Genomic DNA, 17145 nt, shown 5'->3' with positions numbered 1-17145 from the left:
GGATGGCTAAGAAAAGAATTTATGAAATTGCGAAAGAGTTAGGCATCGAAAATAAAGTTGTGGTCACTAAGGCGAAGGATCTTGGCTTCGATGTTAAGAACCATATGTCATCATTAGAGGATTCACAAGCGAATCAATTAAAGGGAAGTTTTAGCAGCCCCGCTCCCGCCAAAAAGCACGAAAGTTCTGCACCTAAGGGTGGTAAAATCAAGATTTCTGTCCACTCCATTCGTAAAAATGAGAAAAAACACGAAGAAGCAAGCGGCAAAAATAATGGTCGACGTAAAAATCGCCATTCAAATAACCGCTCTCAGGATGGTCAAAGCCGGTCAAATCATCGCTCAAACCAAGATTCGCGTCCAAACACGCCTAAGCCGGCTGCTCAAGACTTGCTTAAGCAATTAAAGCAGCGTCAACGCGTCGAAGAAAATACGTTAACTCAGCAAACTGAAGAAGCCCACAAGTCTTATACTCAAAATAACGCAAAAGATAAGACTAGCGAAGATGTCAAGGAAACTCCAGCTAAGAATACCGTGAGAAAAGTTGTTAAGGTAGAAAGTGCCACGCCGCAAGTAACTGGTCCCAAGATTATTAAACCGTCCCCAGCCCGCATGAAGCAAAATCAAAATGCGACTGGTGCAGCAGGTAAGCCGCAGGACGTAAAGCATGCTGCGGGTCCAGAACCAGTTAAGGAAGAAAACCGTCGCGGCAATGGTCATACCCGTAATTCAGGCAAGCCAGGACGCAAGGGCAGAAACCAAACTTATGGCAATAATAATTATCCTAAACGTAAGCGTAAGAATAAGAAGAGACAGTTTGAACAAGTGCCTAAGAAGCAACCAACTCAGAGAAAAGAGCGTCCGTTGCCAGAAACTTTAGTCTATGAAGTTGGGATGAATGCTCAGGATCTGGGCAAGTTGCTGCACCGCGAACCTGCTGAAATTGTTAAAAAGCTCTTTATGCTTGGGGTCATGACTAACCAGAACCAGTCCCTTGATAAGGAGGCAATCGAACTAATCGCGGCCGAATATGGAATTAATGCAGAAGAAAAACTCCATGAGGATATTTCTGACATTGATAGCCTTTACGACAAGCGAATGGCAGCTTCCAAAGAATCTAAGCATCAAGTGAAGCGTCCACCAGTTGTGACTATTATGGGACACGTTGACCATGGTAAGACCACCTTGCTTGATCGCTTGCGTCACACCCATGTTTCTGCCCATGAAGCTGGCGGTATTACCCAGAAGATCGGTGCTTACCAAGTTAAGATTGACGGTAAGCCGATTACATTTTTGGATACACCCGGACACGCGGCTTTTTCTAACATGCGTGAACGTGGAGCAGAAATTACGGATATTGTTATCCTAGTTGTTGCTGCTGACGATGGGGTTATGCCTCAAACAATCGAGGCAATTGACCATGCAAAGAGCGCTAATGTGCCGATTATCGTGGCTATCAACAAGATGGATGTACCTGGAGCCAACCCAGAGCATGTTACCGAGCAACTGATGAAGTACAACCTTATTCCAGAAAACTATGGTGGTGATACTATTTTTGTTAACATTTCAGCCAAGACAGGCGAAAATGTTGACGATTTATTGCAAATGATCTTGCTGCAAGCTGACGTGATGGAACTCAAAGCTGACCCAGAGCAAAAGGCGATTGGTACGGTTATCGAGGCCAGACTGTCAAGAGGACGTGGTCCTGTTGCTGACTTGTTAGTACAACAAGGTACGCTGCATACTGGTGATCCAATCGTGGTTGGTAATCGTTTCGGTCGGGTACGGGTCATGACTAATGACCGGGGCCACCAGGTTGAAAAAGCGACTCCTTCAATGCCAGTTGAAATCACGGGCTTGAATGATGTTCCTGAATCTGCTGATAAGATTGTCGTCTTTGACGATGAAAAGACTGCTCGTAGCGTTGGTGAACAAAGAGCTCAGCAAGCATTGCAGCATGCACGTGAAAACGTGCAACACGTGACACTCGACAACTTGTTCGACACAATGAAGAAAGAGAACATGAAAGAAGTCGACATTGTTTTGAAGGCTGATGTTCAGGGATCTGTTGAGGCCCTGCAACAATCGCTTGAAAAGATTGAAGTCGAAGGTGTTCGGGTTAACATTGTCCATGCAGGCGTTGGTGCTGTTAACGAATCCGATGTTACTCTTGCTGGTGCATCAAATGGCTTTATTATTGGCTTTAATGTTCGACCAACGGCGACAGCCAAGTCACAAGCAGAGGCCGACGGAGTTGATATTCGTCTATACAGTATCATTTACAAGGCTATTGACGACGTTAAGGCTGCGATGCAAGGCATGCTTGAGCCAACCTACGAAGACAAGGTAGTTGGCAATATGACTGTTCGTGAGACTTGGAAGGTTTCGAAGGTAGGGACCATTGCTGGTGCTTTCGTTGATTCTGGTTATGTCTCTCGTGATTCAGAAGTCAACCTCATTCGTAATGGGGTAGTGATTTATACTGGTAAAGTTGCTTCACTTAAGCGCTTCAAAGACGACGTTAAAGTTGTCAAGCAAGGCTTTGACTGTGGTTTGACCATTGAAGGTTATAATGACATTAAGATTGGCGACGAACTTGAAGCCGTTGAGCAGCAGGAAGTTCAACCTAAGTAATTGATTAGGAGGAAAGCATGAAGCACAGAATAGGACGTGTTGAAGGAGAAATCCTCCGTGAATTAACTAAGATTTTGCGCAAAAATATTCGTGATCCTCGCGTCAGCGATGTCACGATTACTGCGGTCGAATGTACCAATGATTTGTCTTATGCAACAATTTACTACAGCATTCTTTCTGAAGATCCGCAAAAAGAAGAAGAAGCGGCTGCGGGTTTGGAAAAGGCTAAGGGCATGATGCGGCACTTGCTGGGGCAGGTACTAACCGTTTATAAGGTTCCGGAACTGATTTTCAAACGTGACAACTCAGTCAAATATGGTAGTAAAATTGATCGCATGCTTGCTGACTTAAAGAAACAAGATGCAGAGCGGAACAATTAATAAAAGCGCCGAATGGCGCTTTTTTAATGGACGGGGATAAAATGATGAATGGAATTTTAGTGATCGACAAAGATAAAGGGATGACTAGCAGTGACGTCGTCTACCAATTAAGGCGGCTCCTGCACATTAAAAAAGTCGGCCATGCCGGGACGCTTGACCCTGACGTGACCGGCGTCTTGCCAATTGCAATCGGACAGGCTACTAAGCTGATAGAACTAATGCATACCAAAAACAAGAAGTACGAAGGCACTGGTCTTCTGGGTGTGGCTACAGATAGCTATGATCTTAGCGGAAAAGTGCTAAAAGAAGAGCAACTCACCCAGTTGATTGCGGGTGATTCAATTCAAAAAAGCATGCAGTCCTTTCTTGGTCAGATTGAGCAAGTTCCCCCAATTTATTCGGCTGTCCGCGTTAATGGCAAGCATTTATATGAATATGCACGAGCTGGGATTGAGGTAGAACGGCCTAAGCGGGCAGTCCAAGTCTTATCGTATGAACTGAATGGTGAACCAGTCTTTGATCAAGATAAGGGGCAAGAGAGCTTTGCTTTTAAAATTGAGTGCAGTAAAGGCACCTATGTCCGCTCATTGGTTAACGACTTAGGCGCTCGATTAGGCGTTCCTGCTGCTATGGCAAGCTTGCGACGAACTGCTAGTTCTGGCTTTGATATTAGCCAGGCAGTTAAGTTAGATGACTTGGTCAAGGATCCAAGTCGCGCTTTGGAACTTATTCAGCCCATTGACGCTTTCTTTGGAGAATACCAGCAAGTAGACTTGACTGACCAGCAATGGCTTAAGGTAAAAAATGGTGTCGCTCTTGCCTTAGAAACAAATGCAAAAAGCCTGGCATTACGGTACAATAAAAGGGTTAAGGCTATATATCAAAAAGATGGCAGCAAGTATCGCCCTTATTTAATGCTCTTACAAAATAATTAGGTGAAATGAAGGTTTTATCGTGCAAATTATCCATTTAACTTATCCGGTTGACGAAAATTTAATCCCGGACAAAACCGTCTTAGCTCTTGGCTTTTTTGATGGCGTTCACCGCGGACACCAGCAATTAATAACGCTGGCCCAGCAAGCTGCTAAAAAAGAAAAATTACCGCTAATGGTGATGACTTTTGACCGTCACCCCAAAGAGGTGTACCAAAAGGCTGATGTTTCTTATATTGATAGCCTGGACGAAAAGGCTTATAAGATGCGCAAGCTGGGTGTTGATTATCTGCTGGTAATGCACTTTAATGACTCCTTCAGCAAGTTGTCCGCCCAAGAATTTGTTGATGAAATTATCATTAAGCTTCATGCAGATACGGTGGTGGCGGGCTTTGATTATACTTACGGGCCTAAAGATATTGCCAACATGCAAAATTTCCCCCACTTTGCCCGTGGACGCTTTAAGATTATTGATGTGCCCAAGCAGTCCTATGATGGCCAAAAAATTGGATCAACTGAGATTAAAAAGGCGATTAGAAGCGGCAATATGCCGCTGGCAAGCAAGTTGCTGGGAGCGGCCTATGTCATGTCAGGGACTGTGGGCCATGGCTTGCGCAATGGCCACAAGTTGGGCTATCCAACTGCCAATTTAGTCTGGCAGGACAACAAGGTTGTTCCCAAGTTAGGAGTTTATGCTACAAAAACTAAGATCAAGGGCAAGTGGTATGATTCAATGACTAGCGTCGGCTACAACGTAACCATTCACAAAGGTCAAAAAATCTATATTGAATCAAATCTTTTTGGCTTTAATGAAGAGGCTTATGATCAAAATATGGTTATCAAGTGGTACCAGTACACGCGTGGAGAGATCAAGTTTGCTAACTTGGATGAGTTGAAGAAACAGATGAAGCAGGACGAAGCAGAGATTAAGGCTTATTTTGCCCAGTTAGAATAAACTATTATGGTAGCAAGACCCAGAAGAGCAATTTTGTTTTAAAAAAGTTAGCACTCAACTTGACATTCTGCTAAATACTAGTATCATAATAATTGTTAGCACCTGATAAGCATGAGTGCTAAAAGTGAGGGCGATATTTATGTTGACCGAACGTCAAGAATTAATTTTGAAAACAATTATTAACGATTTTACGCAAACACATGATCCAGTTGGATCAAAGACTGTGATGAAGCAACTGCCGATCAAGGTTTCAAGTGCAACTATTCGTAATGAAATGGCTGTTCTGGAAGATGAGGGCTTAATCGAAAAGACACACCTGTCCAGTGGGCGGGTGCCATCAACTGATGGCTACCGCTACTATCTGGACAACCTAGTTGAACCCTTACAAATTCCGTCTTCCGTATACCAAAGGATTGTGGACCAGCTTGACCAACCATTTCACCAAGTGAATGAAATTGTGCAAGAGGCAGCTAAGATTTTGTCTGATTTGACTAACTATACGGCCTTTGCGGAGGGACCAGAAAGTAGTGACATAACTATTACTGGTTTTCGCATTGTTCCTCTGTTTAGTCGGCAAATCATGGCAATATTGGTGACAAGCGACGGCAATGTGCATAATCAAGTATACAGTCTCCCATACAATGTCCATGGTGATGAAATTGAAAAGGCTGTACGCATGATCAATGATGAGCTGGTGGGCAAGACGCTTAACGAAGTTACACCTGCTCTTCTTAATCGCGGCCTGGGCAAGAGGCTCAGCAGCGAACATGCTGATGAATTGCTAGACTTGGTTGAAGATGTAATTAATGATGCAGCTAGCGAGCAAATGTATGTTGATGGCCAGATTAACTTGTTGAATAGTGCAACACTAAGCGATGTTGCCAACTTGCGATCGCTTTATGAACTGATTGACCACAATGATTTGATTTCAAGTTTGGTTGATCAACGAAATACTAGCAGTGTCGACCGACAGCCAATCCGCGTTAGCCTAGGCTCGGAATTATCCAACGACTTGTTAAAAGATTATAGTTTGCTTACGGCAGAGTACAGCGTTGGCTCACATGGTAAGGGCGTAATTGCTTTGCTTGGCCCAAATAACATGCCGTATTCGCAAGTAATTGGTCTTCTGGAATATTTCAGAAACGAATTGGCCAAGAAGCTGCTCGAATATTACGGTCGATTTAAATAAAGGAGGTTAGCCGTGAGTAAGGAAAAGTTTCCGAGCGAAAAAGAAATGAAGAAAGATCAGGGGCACCAATCAGAAGTCTCACCTAAAAAGTCAGAGACAGATAAGGCCAAGCCTGATAAGACTAAGCAAGAAAAATCACCCCAGGAAAAAATGGCGGCTAAATTAGCGCAAGCTGAGGCGCACAGCAAGGACTTAGAAGATAAGTTCTTGCGCAGTCAGGCAGAGATGCAAAATATGCAAAACCGTTACAATAATGAACGGGCCCAGCTCATTAAATATGAGTCGCAATCTTTGGCTAAGGATGTCTTACCTGCAATGGATAACTTGGAACGAGCCTTGTCTACTAAGGTAGAGGACAAGGCTGCAGAGCAACTCAAAAAAGGTGTTCAAATGACTTTGGATGCACTAGTTAAGGCCATGAAAGACCATGGAATTAACGAAATTGCGGCAAAGGGCGCCAAGTTTGATCCGACATTGCACCAGGCTGTTCAAACAGTTGAGGCAGAAAATGATGATCAAAAGGACCATGTTGTCCAAGTTTTACAAAAAGGATACTTGTACAAAGATCGAACATTAAGACCAGCAATGGTTGTTGTTGCACAATAAGTGAAAGGAAGTTTATCAATGTCAAAAGTTATCGGTATTGACCTAGGAACAACCAACTCAGCAGTTGCAGTTCTTGAAGGCAAGGAACCAAAAATCATTACTAACCCAGAAGGTAATCGGACTACACCATCTGTAGTTGCTTTTAAAGATGGCGAAATTCAGGTTGGTGAAGTTGCCAAGCGGCAAGCAATCACCAATCCGAACACGATCTCATCGATTAAGCGTCACATGGGTGAAGCTGACTATAAGGTTAAGATTGGCGACAAGGCTTATACGCCTCAAGAAATTTCCGCAATGATTTTACAATACATTAAGAAGTTTTCGGAAGATTATCTTGGTGAAAAGGTAACTGAGGCTGTTATCACGGTGCCAGCTTACTTTAACGATGCCCAACGGCAAGCGACTAAGGATGCAGGCAAGATTGCCGGTCTTGAGGTAAAACGAATTATCAATGAGCCAACCGCTTCTTCTTTGGCATACGGCCTTGACAAGGAAGCTGAAGATGAAAAAGTTTTGGTTTACGACCTTGGTGGTGGTACCTTCGATGTCTCTGTTTTGCAATTAGGCGATGGCGTCTTCCAAGTGCTATCTACTAATGGTGACACTAATCTTGGTGGGGACGACTTTGACAACAAGATTATCGACTGGTTAATCAAGAACTTCAAAGATGAAAATGGGGTAGATCTGGCCAAAGACAAGATGGCTCTGCAAAGACTTAAGGATGCCGCTGAAAAGGCTAAGAAGGACCTGTCTGGCGTTTCTTCAACCCACATTTCGCTGCCGTTTATTTCTGCTGGTGAAGCTGGTCCTTTGCACCTTGAAGCTGACCTAACCCGGGCCAAGTTTGATGAGTTAACTGCTGACTTAGTTGACCGGACCAAGATTCCATTTGACAACGCATTAAAAGATGCTGACCTCACCGTTAATGATATTGACAAGGTGATCCTAAATGGTGGTTCAACGCGAATTCCAGCAGTTCAAGATGCTGTTAAGAAGTGGGCTGGCAAAGAGCCCGACCACTCAATCAATCCTGATGAAGCTGTGGCCCTTGGTGCTGCTATCCAGGGTGGAGTTATCTCTGGGGATGTGAAAGACGTTGTCTTGCTTGATGTTACGCCGCTTTCCCTTGGTATTGAAACTATGGGTGGAGTCTTCACTAAGTTAATTGAGAAGAACACAACTATTCCAACTTCTAAGAGTCAAATTTTCTCCACTGCAGCTGACAATCAGCCAGCCGTTGACGTACACGTTCTGCAGGGTGAACGTCCAATGGCAGCAGACGACAAGACCTTGGGCCGCTTTGAATTGACTGATATTCCGGCTGCTCCGCGAGGCGTTCCACAAATTCAAGTTACCTTCGACATTGACAAGAATGGTATCGTTAACGTTTCAGCCAAGGACATGGGGACTGGCAAAGAACAAAAGATCACCATTAAGAGCTCGTCTGGCCTGTCTGATGAAGAAATTCAAAAGATGCAAAAAGAGGCTGAAGAGCATGCTGAAGAAGACAAGAAGAAGAAAGAAGAAGTCGACTTACGCAATGAAGTTGACCAACTAATCTTCACCACGGAAAAGACGCTGAAGGATACCAAGGATAAAGTATCTGAAGATGATACCAAGAAGGTTCAAGAAGCGCTTGACGCACTAAAGAAGGCCCAAAAAGACAACAACTTGGATGAAATGAAGGCCAAGAAGGATGACTTGTCCAAGGTTGCCCAAGACCTAGCTGTTAAGCTTTACCAAGCAAATGGCGGTGCCCAGGGTGCCGGTGGTCAAGCGGGCGCAGGTCCACAAGATCCAGGTGCTCAAGGCAAAGCAAGCGATGGTTCTGCTGATAAAGGTGAGTTTCATAAGGTAGACCCAGACAAGTAATGGGTTTATAATTGAATAAATTAGAAAAGAACTGCCACAATAGTAGTTCTTTTCTTTTGAGAGTGAGGAGCTTTTAGATGGCACAGGAAGATTATTACGGCGTGCTTGGTGTTGGTCGCAATGCTAGTGATAAAGAAATTAACTCTGCTTACCGTAAATTAGCAAAGAAATACCACCCGGATATTAATCATGAGCCGGGTGCAGAAGAAAAATATAAGAAAATCAATGAGGCTTATGAGGTGCTCCATGACGAGCAAAAACGTGCTCAGTATGACCAATTTGGCTCTGCAGGTGTCAATGGTCAAGGCTTTGGCGGTGGCGGCCAAGGTTACAGTGACTTTGGCGGCTTTGGTGATTTCGGTGATATTTTCAATGACTTCTTCGGTGGTGCCACGGGCGGTCAACGCCGGACAGATCCGACTGCGCCAACGCGGGGACAAGATCTTGACTATACTCTGACTATTGAATTCATGGATGCAATTACGGGTAAAAAGACACAAGTATCATATACACGTAGTGAGACTTGTTCAACCTGTCAGGGAACAGGTGCCGAAAAGGGCACGCACCCAATCACCTGTGACAAATGCAATGGTTCAGGCTATATGACAGTTACTCAGAACTCTGTGCTGGGCGTAATCCGCCGGCAAACAGTCTGTGACAAGTGTCATGGCCGCGGCGTTATTATCGAACACCCCTGCCAAACTTGCCATGGCAAGGGAGTAGTCCAGGGTAAAAATACAATCGAAGTCAATATCCCAGCTGGCATTGATAATGGTCAACAACTACGATATGAGGGCCAGGGTGAGGCCGGCAAGAATGGCGGGCCTTACGGTGACTTGTACATTAGTTACCGGATCAAACCATCCAAGGAATTTGAACGGCAGGGGACAACGATTTATACGACCGTGCCTATTTCCTTTGCTCAAGCAACTCTTGGTGATGAAATTACGATCAAGACTGTGCATGGCGACCAAAAGCTAAAGATTCCAGCTGGCACCCAGCCCAACAAAAAGTTTACCTTGCATGGTGAGGGTGTACCCTACCTGCGTGGCAACGGCAAGGGCGACCAAATAACGACAGTTGAAGTACAAATTCCCAAGACAATCAACGAAGAACAAAAACAAGCCTTAGTTGACTTTGTCAAGGCTGGTGGTGGATCAATTACGCCGCAAGAAAAAGGCTTCTTTGAACGATTGAAGGAAAAGTTACAGTAAAAGCAAATTCAATGGGACTAGCTCGCGTTTTAATCCGAGTCAGTCCTTTTTGTGTGTCAAGGGACAGACAAGATTGGGCTTATTTGATTTTATCCCCCTGGTGAATTTGCTATAATAGAATAATAGAATCAAAGGATGCAAATTATTTATGGACATCAAAAAATTACAAGACTATCAAAAACATATTCGCAACTTTTCCATTGTAGCGCATATTGACCATGGCAAGTCGACCATTGCCGACCGCATACTGGAACTAACAGATACGGTATCAGAGCGCCAGCTTAAGAATCAAATGCTGGATGACATGCCGCTTGAACGTCAACGTGGTATTACGATCAAGATGAACTCAGTTGAGATTAAGTACCATGCTCATGATGGGGAAGACTATATTTTTCACCTGATTGACACACCGGGCCACGTTGATTTTTCATACGAGGTATCCCGGTCATTGGCTGCTTGTGAGGGCGCTCTTTTAGTAGTTGATGCCTCCCAAGGCGTCCAGGCTCAGACACTTGCCAATACATATTTGGCTGTCGATAATGACTTGGAGATTTTACCGGTGATTAACAAGATTGACTTGCCATCAGCGGATCCCGACCAAGCCAAGGAAGAAATTGCTGAGATGCTGGGCATTGATGCCGATGATGCCGTTGAGGTTTCGGGCAAGACCGGACAAGGAATTGCGGAGCTTTTGGAGTATATTGTCCAAGGCGTGCCAGCACCAAGCGGGGACCTGGAAGCACCTTTAAAGGCCTTGATTTTTGATTCCAAGTACGATGACTATCGCGGGGTAGTTTTATCCGTCCGGATCGAAGATGGCATGGTTAAGCCCGGTGACCACATTCGGATTATGAATACGGGTAAGGAATATGAAGTAACTGAAGTGGGTGTCTTGAGTCCTCATCCCGTTAAAAAGGACATTTTGATTGCGGGCGACGTAGGTTACTTGACAGCTAATATCAAGTCGGTGCGGGAAACAGGAGTGGGCGACACCATTACTTCAGCGCAAAAGCCTACTGCGGAACCACTTCCGGGCTACCGGCAGATTCCGCCTATGGTTTATTCTGGTATGTACCCGGTGGACAATTCCAAGTATGATGACTTAAAAGAGGCTCTGCAAAAGTTGCAGTTGAACGATGCGGCACTAGAGTTTGAACCAGAAACTTCAACTGCTTTAGGCTTTGGTTTTCGGTGCGGCTTCTTAGGCTTGCTGCACATGGATGTGGTCCAGGAACGGCTAGAGCAAGAATTTGACCTAGACTTGATTATGACTGCACCGTCTGTTGACTATCATGCTCTTATGAATGATGGAACGACCAAGGTAATCGATAATCCGTCTGACTTGCCTACTGCCGGCGAGTATAAGGAAGTACAAGAGCCCTATGTTAAGGCAGAAGTAATGGTGCCTAATGACTTTGTGGGCCCAGTGATGGAGCTGTGTCAGCGTAAGCGCGGTGAATTTGTCACAATGGACTACTTAGACAAGTACCGGGTTAATGTCATCTACAATATGCCGTTGGCGGAAATCATTTATGACTTTTTTGATGATTTGAAGTCTTCGACCAAGGGCTACGCATCGCTTGATTATGAAATCACCGGTTATCAGGCTACTGACCTGGTAAAAATCGATATTTTGCTAAATAAACAGGCGATTGATGCCTTGAGTTTTATTGCTCATCGTGATGAGGCCCAAAAGCGGGCAAGGCAGATGACATCAATGCTGAAAAAGCTAATTCCACGGCAAAACTTTGAAGTTGATATTCAGGGAGCGATTGGAGCAAAAATCATCTCGCGCGCAACTGTCAAACCATACCGCAAAGATGTTACATGGAAGATCCATACTGGTGATCCTGACCGGCGAGCCAAGCTGCTGGAAAAGCAGAAGCGGGGCAAGAAGCGGATGAAGTCAGTTGGCCGAGTTGAAGTTCCTCAAGAAGCATTTATGGCTGTTTTAAAGATGAACGACGACGATTTAACAAGCTAAAGGGTCCAAGTTATTGCTCAAGGATTCAGAAAAAAGGTTTAATTAACAGATGATAGAATGGAAACAAAGGACAAGCAGCGAGCTGGCGCCCGAATTAGTTTCATTTTACCAACTTAGCCCAATTGCAGCTAAGTTGTTTTCTTTGCGTGGAATTGACACCAAAGAAAAACTTGATTTCTGGCTCAATGCCAGCGAAGAAGACTTGGCTGATCCTAAGTTAATGCACGATTTGGCCAAGGCTGTCAAGCGGATTAACCAAGCAATTGACAATGGTGAAAAGATCACTATTTATGGCGACTATGATGCTGATGGCATCACAGCTACCACTATCATGGTGGAGACGCTCAGTATTTTAGGGGCTGATGTCCACTTTTTCATTCCGGATCGTTTTCGTGACGGGTATGGTCCCAATTTGCAAGCGTACAAACGAATTGTGGCAGATGGTACAAAGCTAATTATTACGGTTGACAATGGCATTACCGGGATTGAAGAGGTGGCTTATGCCAATAGCCAGGGAGTTGACACCATCATTAGCGACCACCATAAGATGCAAGAAGCGATACCCGACTGTTATGCACTGGTGCACTGCAATTTTCCAGGTCAAGATTATCCCTTTGACGACTATTGTGGTGCTGGCGTTGCCTATACCATTTGCCGTGAATTAATGCAAGATCCGATGTCTGAACTGCTTGAACTGGCAATGATTGGAACGATTGGCGACATGGTCAAGGTTTCGGGCGAGGGCCATATCATTGTTAAACGTGGCCTGGAAATGCTCAATCAGACTGAAAGACCAGGATTGCGCGCCTTAATCAAAAATGCCGGCTTAACTTTAGGTCAGATCAATGAGACTGATGTAGGCTTCAATATTGCTCCCCGCCTGAACGCGGTGGGCCGTCTTGCCAATGCTCAATTAGCTGTTGAACTGCTTTTGTGTGACGATGAAGACAAGGCACAAGAAATTGCTGATCAGGTTGAGCACCTTAATGAAGAGCGTAAGGACCTGACCTTGCAAGTTAACAAGACTTGCTTAAAGCAAGTCAAGACCAGGGGCTGGCAGGTTAAAAATACGCTAGTAATTTATGACCCAGATTTTCACGAAGGCGTTTTAGGATTGGTAGCCAATAGAATGGCCGAGCAGATGCATAAGCCGACAATTGTTTTAACCAAAAACGATGAAGGAATAATCAAGGGGTCAGGTCGGTCTATTCCTGGCTTCAACCTCTTTGATGCCCTTAATCCGTTGAAAGAAGATCTTTTGCTCAAGTTTGGCGGCCATGATTTTGCCTGTGGCCTGTCCCTTGAAGAAGACAAAATTGCCCCGCTGAGGGATGCTTTTGAAAAAAGTTTTCATAGTCCGCATACAAGTCTTGTGAAGCATTATGATGGGGAACTGCCATTTACTGGCCTTGACTTGGATACAACTGCTGCAATCAATCAAGTTGGCCCATTTGGGACAGACAATAGTCAGCCCATTTTCAGTATTTCCCACCCCCAAATCAGCGGCTGCTTTTTTATGGGCAAGGATAAAAATCACATCAAATTAACGATCACTAAAGATAGTGACAAATTGGACGTGGTTGGCTTTAACAAAAAGTTCCTCACCAAGCCCTTATTGGCGTATATTGACCAGCTCTTCATCCAGCTGGAAGAAAATTGCTTTCGGGGCCAGGTCAAGGTGCAAGGGATAATGCAAGGCATCATTTTTGCAGCGCCCCAGGTCATTAAATCATTGCCGGTCGTTGACTTGCGCCAGGAAAAACATGTGATGGGCTTTGCGGATCGATACCTGCTATTTGATGAAAAAAATAGGGCAGCAGCTATTGGCAGCTTGAATATTGATCCTCAAAAGCTAGCCTTAGTCAGTGACTATAATGACAGCGGTGAAGTTGCGGTCTTGTTGGATACCCCGCACAGCCAGCAGGAATTAAACTCAGCCTTGCAAGCCGACTACCAGCAGCTGTATTTGCGCTTTTTGCTGGACCAATTGCCAGTTCAAAGCATTCCGGGCAAGGAACTTTTTGCCAGCGTACTGAAGTATGTCTATTTACATGGGGGACTGACAATTAAAGATTATCGTCAAGTTGCAAGTTTCCTAAAAGTGGACTATCCCACCTTGCTCTTTGTCTTGCGGGTCTTTTTTGAATTAAAATTTGTCAATCTTGACCAAGATAAGCTTTTTGCCAACCCTAACCCCAGCAAACAACCACTTACGGCTTCCAGGTACTATAGGGCAACGCAGACCCAGGTCAAGTTCGTCCAAGAATTGCGTCAAATGTCTAGCAGTCAGCTCTTAATGTATGTGAAACAGCAGTTAAAACGACATTAATTAGGGCTAGTTAATGCTTTTAGGGTTAAAGTCTGTTAGAATAGTAAAGTCAAAGAAGCTTTAGCAAGCAATTGAAGTTTTGGAGGTTTTTTCTTCTTATGGCAAACGATTTTGAAAGACACATTGCAAGTGTTGATGATTTTCCCAATGAGGGCATCATTTTTCGTGATATTACTCCTATTCTGCAAGACGGAGAACTATTTAGGACAGCGACCCACAAACTAGCTGACTACGCTAAAAGCCGGCAGGCAGATGTTATTGTTGGTCCTGAAGCCCGTGGTTTTATCGTGGGTTGTCCAGTGGCAACTGAATTAGGAATAGGGTTTGTGCCAGCAAGAAAGCCTCACAAGCTTCCACGCGATGTTGAACGTGCTTCCTATGATTTAGAATATGGTTCTAACAGCTTGGAGATGCACAAGGATGCAATCAAACCAGGTCAAAGGGTGGTCATCTGTGATGATCTTCTAGCTACTGCGGGAACCTTGCGGGCATGCAAGCAGTTGGTTGAAAATTTGGGCGGCAATCTAGTTGGAGCTGCCTTTTACATCGAATTGCCAGATCTTAAGGGCAAGGAAAAATTGCCTGGACTTGATGTGTTTTCACTTACGCAATTCCATGGAGCTTAAAAATCATAGTGTTTAAAGATAGATAAAAAGGCTGTTACTTTGGAGTAACAGCCTTTTTATCTTTAGCATGTAAACTATATGTCTGCGTCAATATTACTTTTTGATCTTCTATAGAAGTATCAAAACAGCCTAATTCATTATTGATGTTTGCGCAACTTCAATGCACTACCAAGCGCAATGATGACTGCAATTATTCCGCTGGTTATCATTGCCCATTGGAGTCTAGCATCTTGACCGGTTTGGGGTAATTCTGACTTGTTCTTTGCTAAATTATTTTCTCTTACAGGGAAGGAGTTTGAATTGACTTTCTGCTTATTTATCTTCTTACCATCTACTTCGTGTTTGCTGCCAGGATCTACAGTTTCACTCGTGGTAGTATCAGCAATTGGATCATCAATGGCTGGCTCAACAGGATTAACCGGCTTCATGGTATCATCACTTATTTCATCTTTAGTGTATATATAAGTAAGACTTTGGGGAAAACGGGTGAAGTATCCAGCAGCTTGTCCCTTAACCAATTTAAAACTGTATCCGTCAATTGGTTTTTGTCTGCTGCTATAGGTATCACCAATATCACCACCCCATACCTCATCATCAGTCAGCTTATTACCATTTTCATCTTGGTAATGTACGGTTACATTACCACCGCGTACAGGGGTTGAATTGGCTTGAAAAACTATTGTGTAGGTCTGGTCTGTTGTAACAGTATTTGGTAAGACCAAGTCACCATTTGAATCAGGTACAATAGTTGAAGCAGCGGCAATAAAGGAATAGCCCTGACTACTATATAAAGCAAGGACTTGATCAAAGTCTGCCTTGGGTAAAATTACACTGCCTGGAATAACACTTTTGGGTTGGGATGATGGCGACAGCAACTTGCCTGCTGTGTCCCTGTATTCAAGTTTAACATTTATTGGAGACGTACGAACCAGTAGTGACTGACTTCCAGTTAAACTTGCGCTGTGGACTGTTTCACTATTATTGACAAATAGTATACCCAGAGAAGCTATAGTAATACTGCTGAGAGCAAATTTTCTAATATTGATGCAAAAATTATGTTTCTTATTCATTGTTTAACCTGCCTTTAAATTTTGATAATCGCCATTATACAGACGGTACTGTACTTATATATCAATATTATAATATATTTGGACTGTCAGTACCAGACTTCATTTCATCTATTCTTCATGATACTAAAAATTATTGGTGCAAAAATATAAAAGTTAGACGTTTTTTTTTACAAATGCCGTGTGAGTATATATAATAATACGGTATTTCAAAAAAGGAGTTAAGCAACTTGCAGTTAAGAAAAGCAACGAGGGCGGATTTTAAGCAAATTATCGCCATTTTAAAGGATGGAGCCAACCAACTGGCAGAAAGTGGTGTCAACCAGTGGCAGGGGGACTATCCCTCTACCGGTCAGATCGAAGAGGACATAGCAAAAGGCTGGGCCTTCTTGGCTGAATCTGATGATCATGAAACCGTTGGGGCAATTGCCATCGTAGACGCACCCGACCATTCTTATGACCACTTAAATGGTGAGTGGCTCATTGACACGGACAAGTATGTAGTTATTCACCGTGTAGCCATTCATTCCCAGCATGCAGGCAAGGGCTATGCCACCCAGCTGCTCAGTTCAGTTATTGACGACATCAAGACCAAGCGCGATGATGTAGCTTCAATCAGAATTGATACGCATAAAGATAACAAAGCCATGCAGCATCTGATTACTAAGATGGGCTTTACCAAGGTTGGAACGCTTCATGGTGTTTACCGGCCTAATGAAATTTCCTACGTCTATGAACTGGTAAAATCTAGAGCTAATTGAACACAAGAATGCGCAAATTGTAAAAGAATAATCTTGGTTAAAAATAATTTTGCTTTAATTAAGTAATTTCTGGAAGCATGATAAATCAGCCTTTGATGCATCTCTTAGAAATTTAGCTTGAGAAAATGATTATTTTAATCATAAAATAAATATTATCTTGAAAGTTCAAATAGGGGGATTTAAAAGATAAAAAAGAAACTGTTTTTAAGGCGTTAAAAGATATTAATCAACATATGAAAATTGGGTAGATCCCAATTTTGCTTTAAAAAGAGGTTGAAAATGAAAGAAACAAAAATAAACGAATTTCATTTACTAAATGAAGAAGAATTAAGTAAAATTAATGGTGGAAAAAGAAAAAATAATATTTTAGGGCAAATTTTAGAAAAAATCATTTTTTCCAATAGAAGTATTTCACCTGTTAACCAGTGTAAGTAATGATTTAGGAAAGAAGTTAATTAAAATAACTAAACGGTAAATTGTAAAATGAAGTTGAACACTTGCGCTGATTAGAAAATGAAAAAAGTCCATTGGACTTCTCTGATAGAATGTAATTACCAACCTAATTCTAGAAAGAAGTCTCCAATGAACTCGCTTAAT

At 43.3% G+C, this 17145-nt stretch carries 14 protein-coding genes; 13 read left to right on the top strand and 1 reads right to left on the bottom strand.

Annotated features, from left to right (window positions below; translation table 11 throughout):
• The first annotated feature begins 2 nt into the window (after window positions 1-2).
• The 11 genes from infB to AC2JF7_RS01615 all read left to right on the top strand — a co-directional run bounded on the left by infB (window position 3) and on the right by AC2JF7_RS01615 (window position 14720).
• Window positions 3-2633, top strand: a complete 2631-nt coding sequence (gene infB / locus AC2JF7_RS01665; protein WP_500726430.1) for a translation initiation factor IF-2 — start codon at window positions 3-5, stop codon at window positions 2631-2633.
• Window positions 2634-2650: 17 nt separating this feature from the next.
• The gene (locus AC2JF7_RS01660) at window positions 2651-3013 is read left to right on the top strand and encodes a ribosome-binding factor A (protein ID WP_500726428.1); all 363 of its coding nucleotides are present in this window, start codon (window positions 2651-2653) and stop codon (window positions 3011-3013) included.
• 41 nt (window positions 3014-3054) lie between these two features.
• Window positions 3055-3948 (top strand): tRNA pseudouridine(55) synthase TruB, encoded by an 894-nt coding sequence (gene truB, locus AC2JF7_RS01655; RefSeq protein ID WP_500726426.1) that lies wholly within the window; start codon window positions 3055-3057, stop codon window positions 3946-3948.
• A 19-nt stretch (window positions 3949-3967) separates the two neighbouring features.
• Complete coding sequence (ribF, locus tag AC2JF7_RS01650) at window positions 3968-4900, top strand: riboflavin biosynthesis protein RibF (RefSeq protein ID WP_500726424.1); 933 nt, start codon at window positions 3968-3970, stop codon at window positions 4898-4900.
• A 139-nt stretch (window positions 4901-5039) separates the two neighbouring features.
• Window positions 5040-6089 carry a heat-inducible transcriptional repressor HrcA gene (gene hrcA, locus AC2JF7_RS01645; protein ID WP_500726422.1) on the top strand — a complete coding sequence of 350 codons (1050 nt, stop codon included), beginning with the start codon at window positions 5040-5042 and terminating at the stop codon, window positions 6087-6089.
• Window positions 6090-6101: 12 nt separating this feature from the next.
• Window positions 6102-6695 carry a nucleotide exchange factor GrpE gene (grpE, locus tag AC2JF7_RS01640; RefSeq protein WP_500726421.1) on the top strand — a complete coding sequence of 198 codons (594 nt, stop codon included), beginning with the start codon at window positions 6102-6104 and terminating at the stop codon, window positions 6693-6695.
• Between the two features lie 18 nt (window positions 6696-6713).
• Entirely contained in the window at window positions 6714-8567 is a 1854-nt protein-coding gene (gene dnaK, locus AC2JF7_RS01635; RefSeq protein WP_500726419.1) for a molecular chaperone DnaK, read from the top strand.
• Window positions 8568-8644: 77 nt separating this feature from the next.
• Window positions 8645-9781: a molecular chaperone DnaJ gene (dnaJ, locus tag AC2JF7_RS01630; protein ID WP_500726417.1), complete on the top strand. Its 1137-nt coding sequence runs from the start codon at window positions 8645-8647 to the stop codon at window positions 9779-9781.
• A 148-nt stretch (window positions 9782-9929) separates the two neighbouring features.
• Window positions 9930-11765, top strand: coding sequence for a translation elongation factor 4 (lepA, locus tag AC2JF7_RS01625; protein WP_500726415.1), 1836 nt, complete (start codon window positions 9930-9932; stop codon window positions 11763-11765).
• A gap of 52 nt (window positions 11766-11817) precedes the next feature.
• A complete protein-coding gene (gene recJ / locus AC2JF7_RS01620; protein WP_500726755.1) occupies window positions 11818-14094 on the top strand; it encodes a single-stranded-DNA-specific exonuclease RecJ in 2277 nt (758 codons plus the stop codon).
• A 98-nt stretch (window positions 14095-14192) separates the two neighbouring features.
• Window positions 14193-14720 carry an adenine phosphoribosyltransferase gene (locus tag AC2JF7_RS01615; RefSeq protein WP_500726413.1) on the top strand — a complete coding sequence of 176 codons (528 nt, stop codon included), beginning with the start codon at window positions 14193-14195 and terminating at the stop codon, window positions 14718-14720.
• Window positions 14721-14857: 137 nt separating this feature from the next.
• Here the strand turns inward: AC2JF7_RS01615 and AC2JF7_RS01610 are convergent, their stop codons facing one another.
• Window positions 14858-15790: a MucBP domain-containing protein gene (locus AC2JF7_RS01610; RefSeq protein WP_500726411.1), complete on the bottom strand. Its 933-nt coding sequence runs from the start codon at window positions 15788-15790 to the stop codon at window positions 14858-14860.
• A 227-nt stretch (window positions 15791-16017) separates the two neighbouring features.
• On the opposite strand from AC2JF7_RS01610, the gene AC2JF7_RS01605 reads away from it, so the two are divergent.
• Both AC2JF7_RS01605 and AC2JF7_RS01600 read left to right on the top strand, forming a co-directional pair.
• A complete protein-coding gene (locus tag AC2JF7_RS01605) occupies window positions 16018-16548 on the top strand; it encodes a GNAT family N-acetyltransferase (protein WP_500726409.1) in 531 nt (176 codons plus the stop codon).
• Between the two features lie 279 nt (window positions 16549-16827).
• On the top strand, window positions 16828-16983 hold the full coding sequence (locus tag AC2JF7_RS01600) for a bacteriocin (RefSeq protein WP_500726407.1): 156 nt from the start codon (window positions 16828-16830) through the stop codon (window positions 16981-16983).
• Window positions 16984-17145 lie beyond the last annotated feature (162 nt).

Source organism: Lactobacillus sp. XV31L (genome assembly GCF_059900865.1).
This window is presented reverse-complemented; position numbering and strand designations above follow the sequence as displayed.

Coding starts and splice junctions, on each gene's coding strand:
- infB (WP_500726430.1), top strand. CDS start 3: ATGGCTAAGAAAAGAATTTATGAAATTGCGAAAGAGTTAGGCATCGAA.
- AC2JF7_RS01660 (WP_500726428.1), top strand. CDS start 2,651: ATGAAGCACAGAATAGGACGTGTTGAAGGAGAAATCCTCCGTGAATTA.
- truB (WP_500726426.1), top strand. CDS start 3,055: ATGATGAATGGAATTTTAGTGATCGACAAAGATAAAGGGATGACTAGC.
- hrcA (WP_500726422.1), top strand. CDS start 5,040: ATGTTGACCGAACGTCAAGAATTAATTTTGAAAACAATTATTAACGAT.
- dnaK (WP_500726419.1), top strand. CDS start 6,714: ATGTCAAAAGTTATCGGTATTGACCTAGGAACAACCAACTCAGCAGTT.
- dnaJ (WP_500726417.1), top strand. CDS start 8,645: ATGGCACAGGAAGATTATTACGGCGTGCTTGGTGTTGGTCGCAATGCT.
- lepA (WP_500726415.1), top strand. CDS start 9,930: ATGGACATCAAAAAATTACAAGACTATCAAAAACATATTCGCAACTTT.
- AC2JF7_RS01615 (WP_500726413.1), top strand. CDS start 14,193: ATGGCAAACGATTTTGAAAGACACATTGCAAGTGTTGATGATTTTCCC.
- AC2JF7_RS01610 (WP_500726411.1), bottom strand. CDS start 15,790: ATGAATAAGAAACATAATTTTTGCATCAATATTAGAAAATTTGCTCTC.
- AC2JF7_RS01600 (WP_500726407.1), top strand. CDS start 16,828: ATGAAAGAAACAAAAATAAACGAATTTCATTTACTAAATGAAGAAGAA.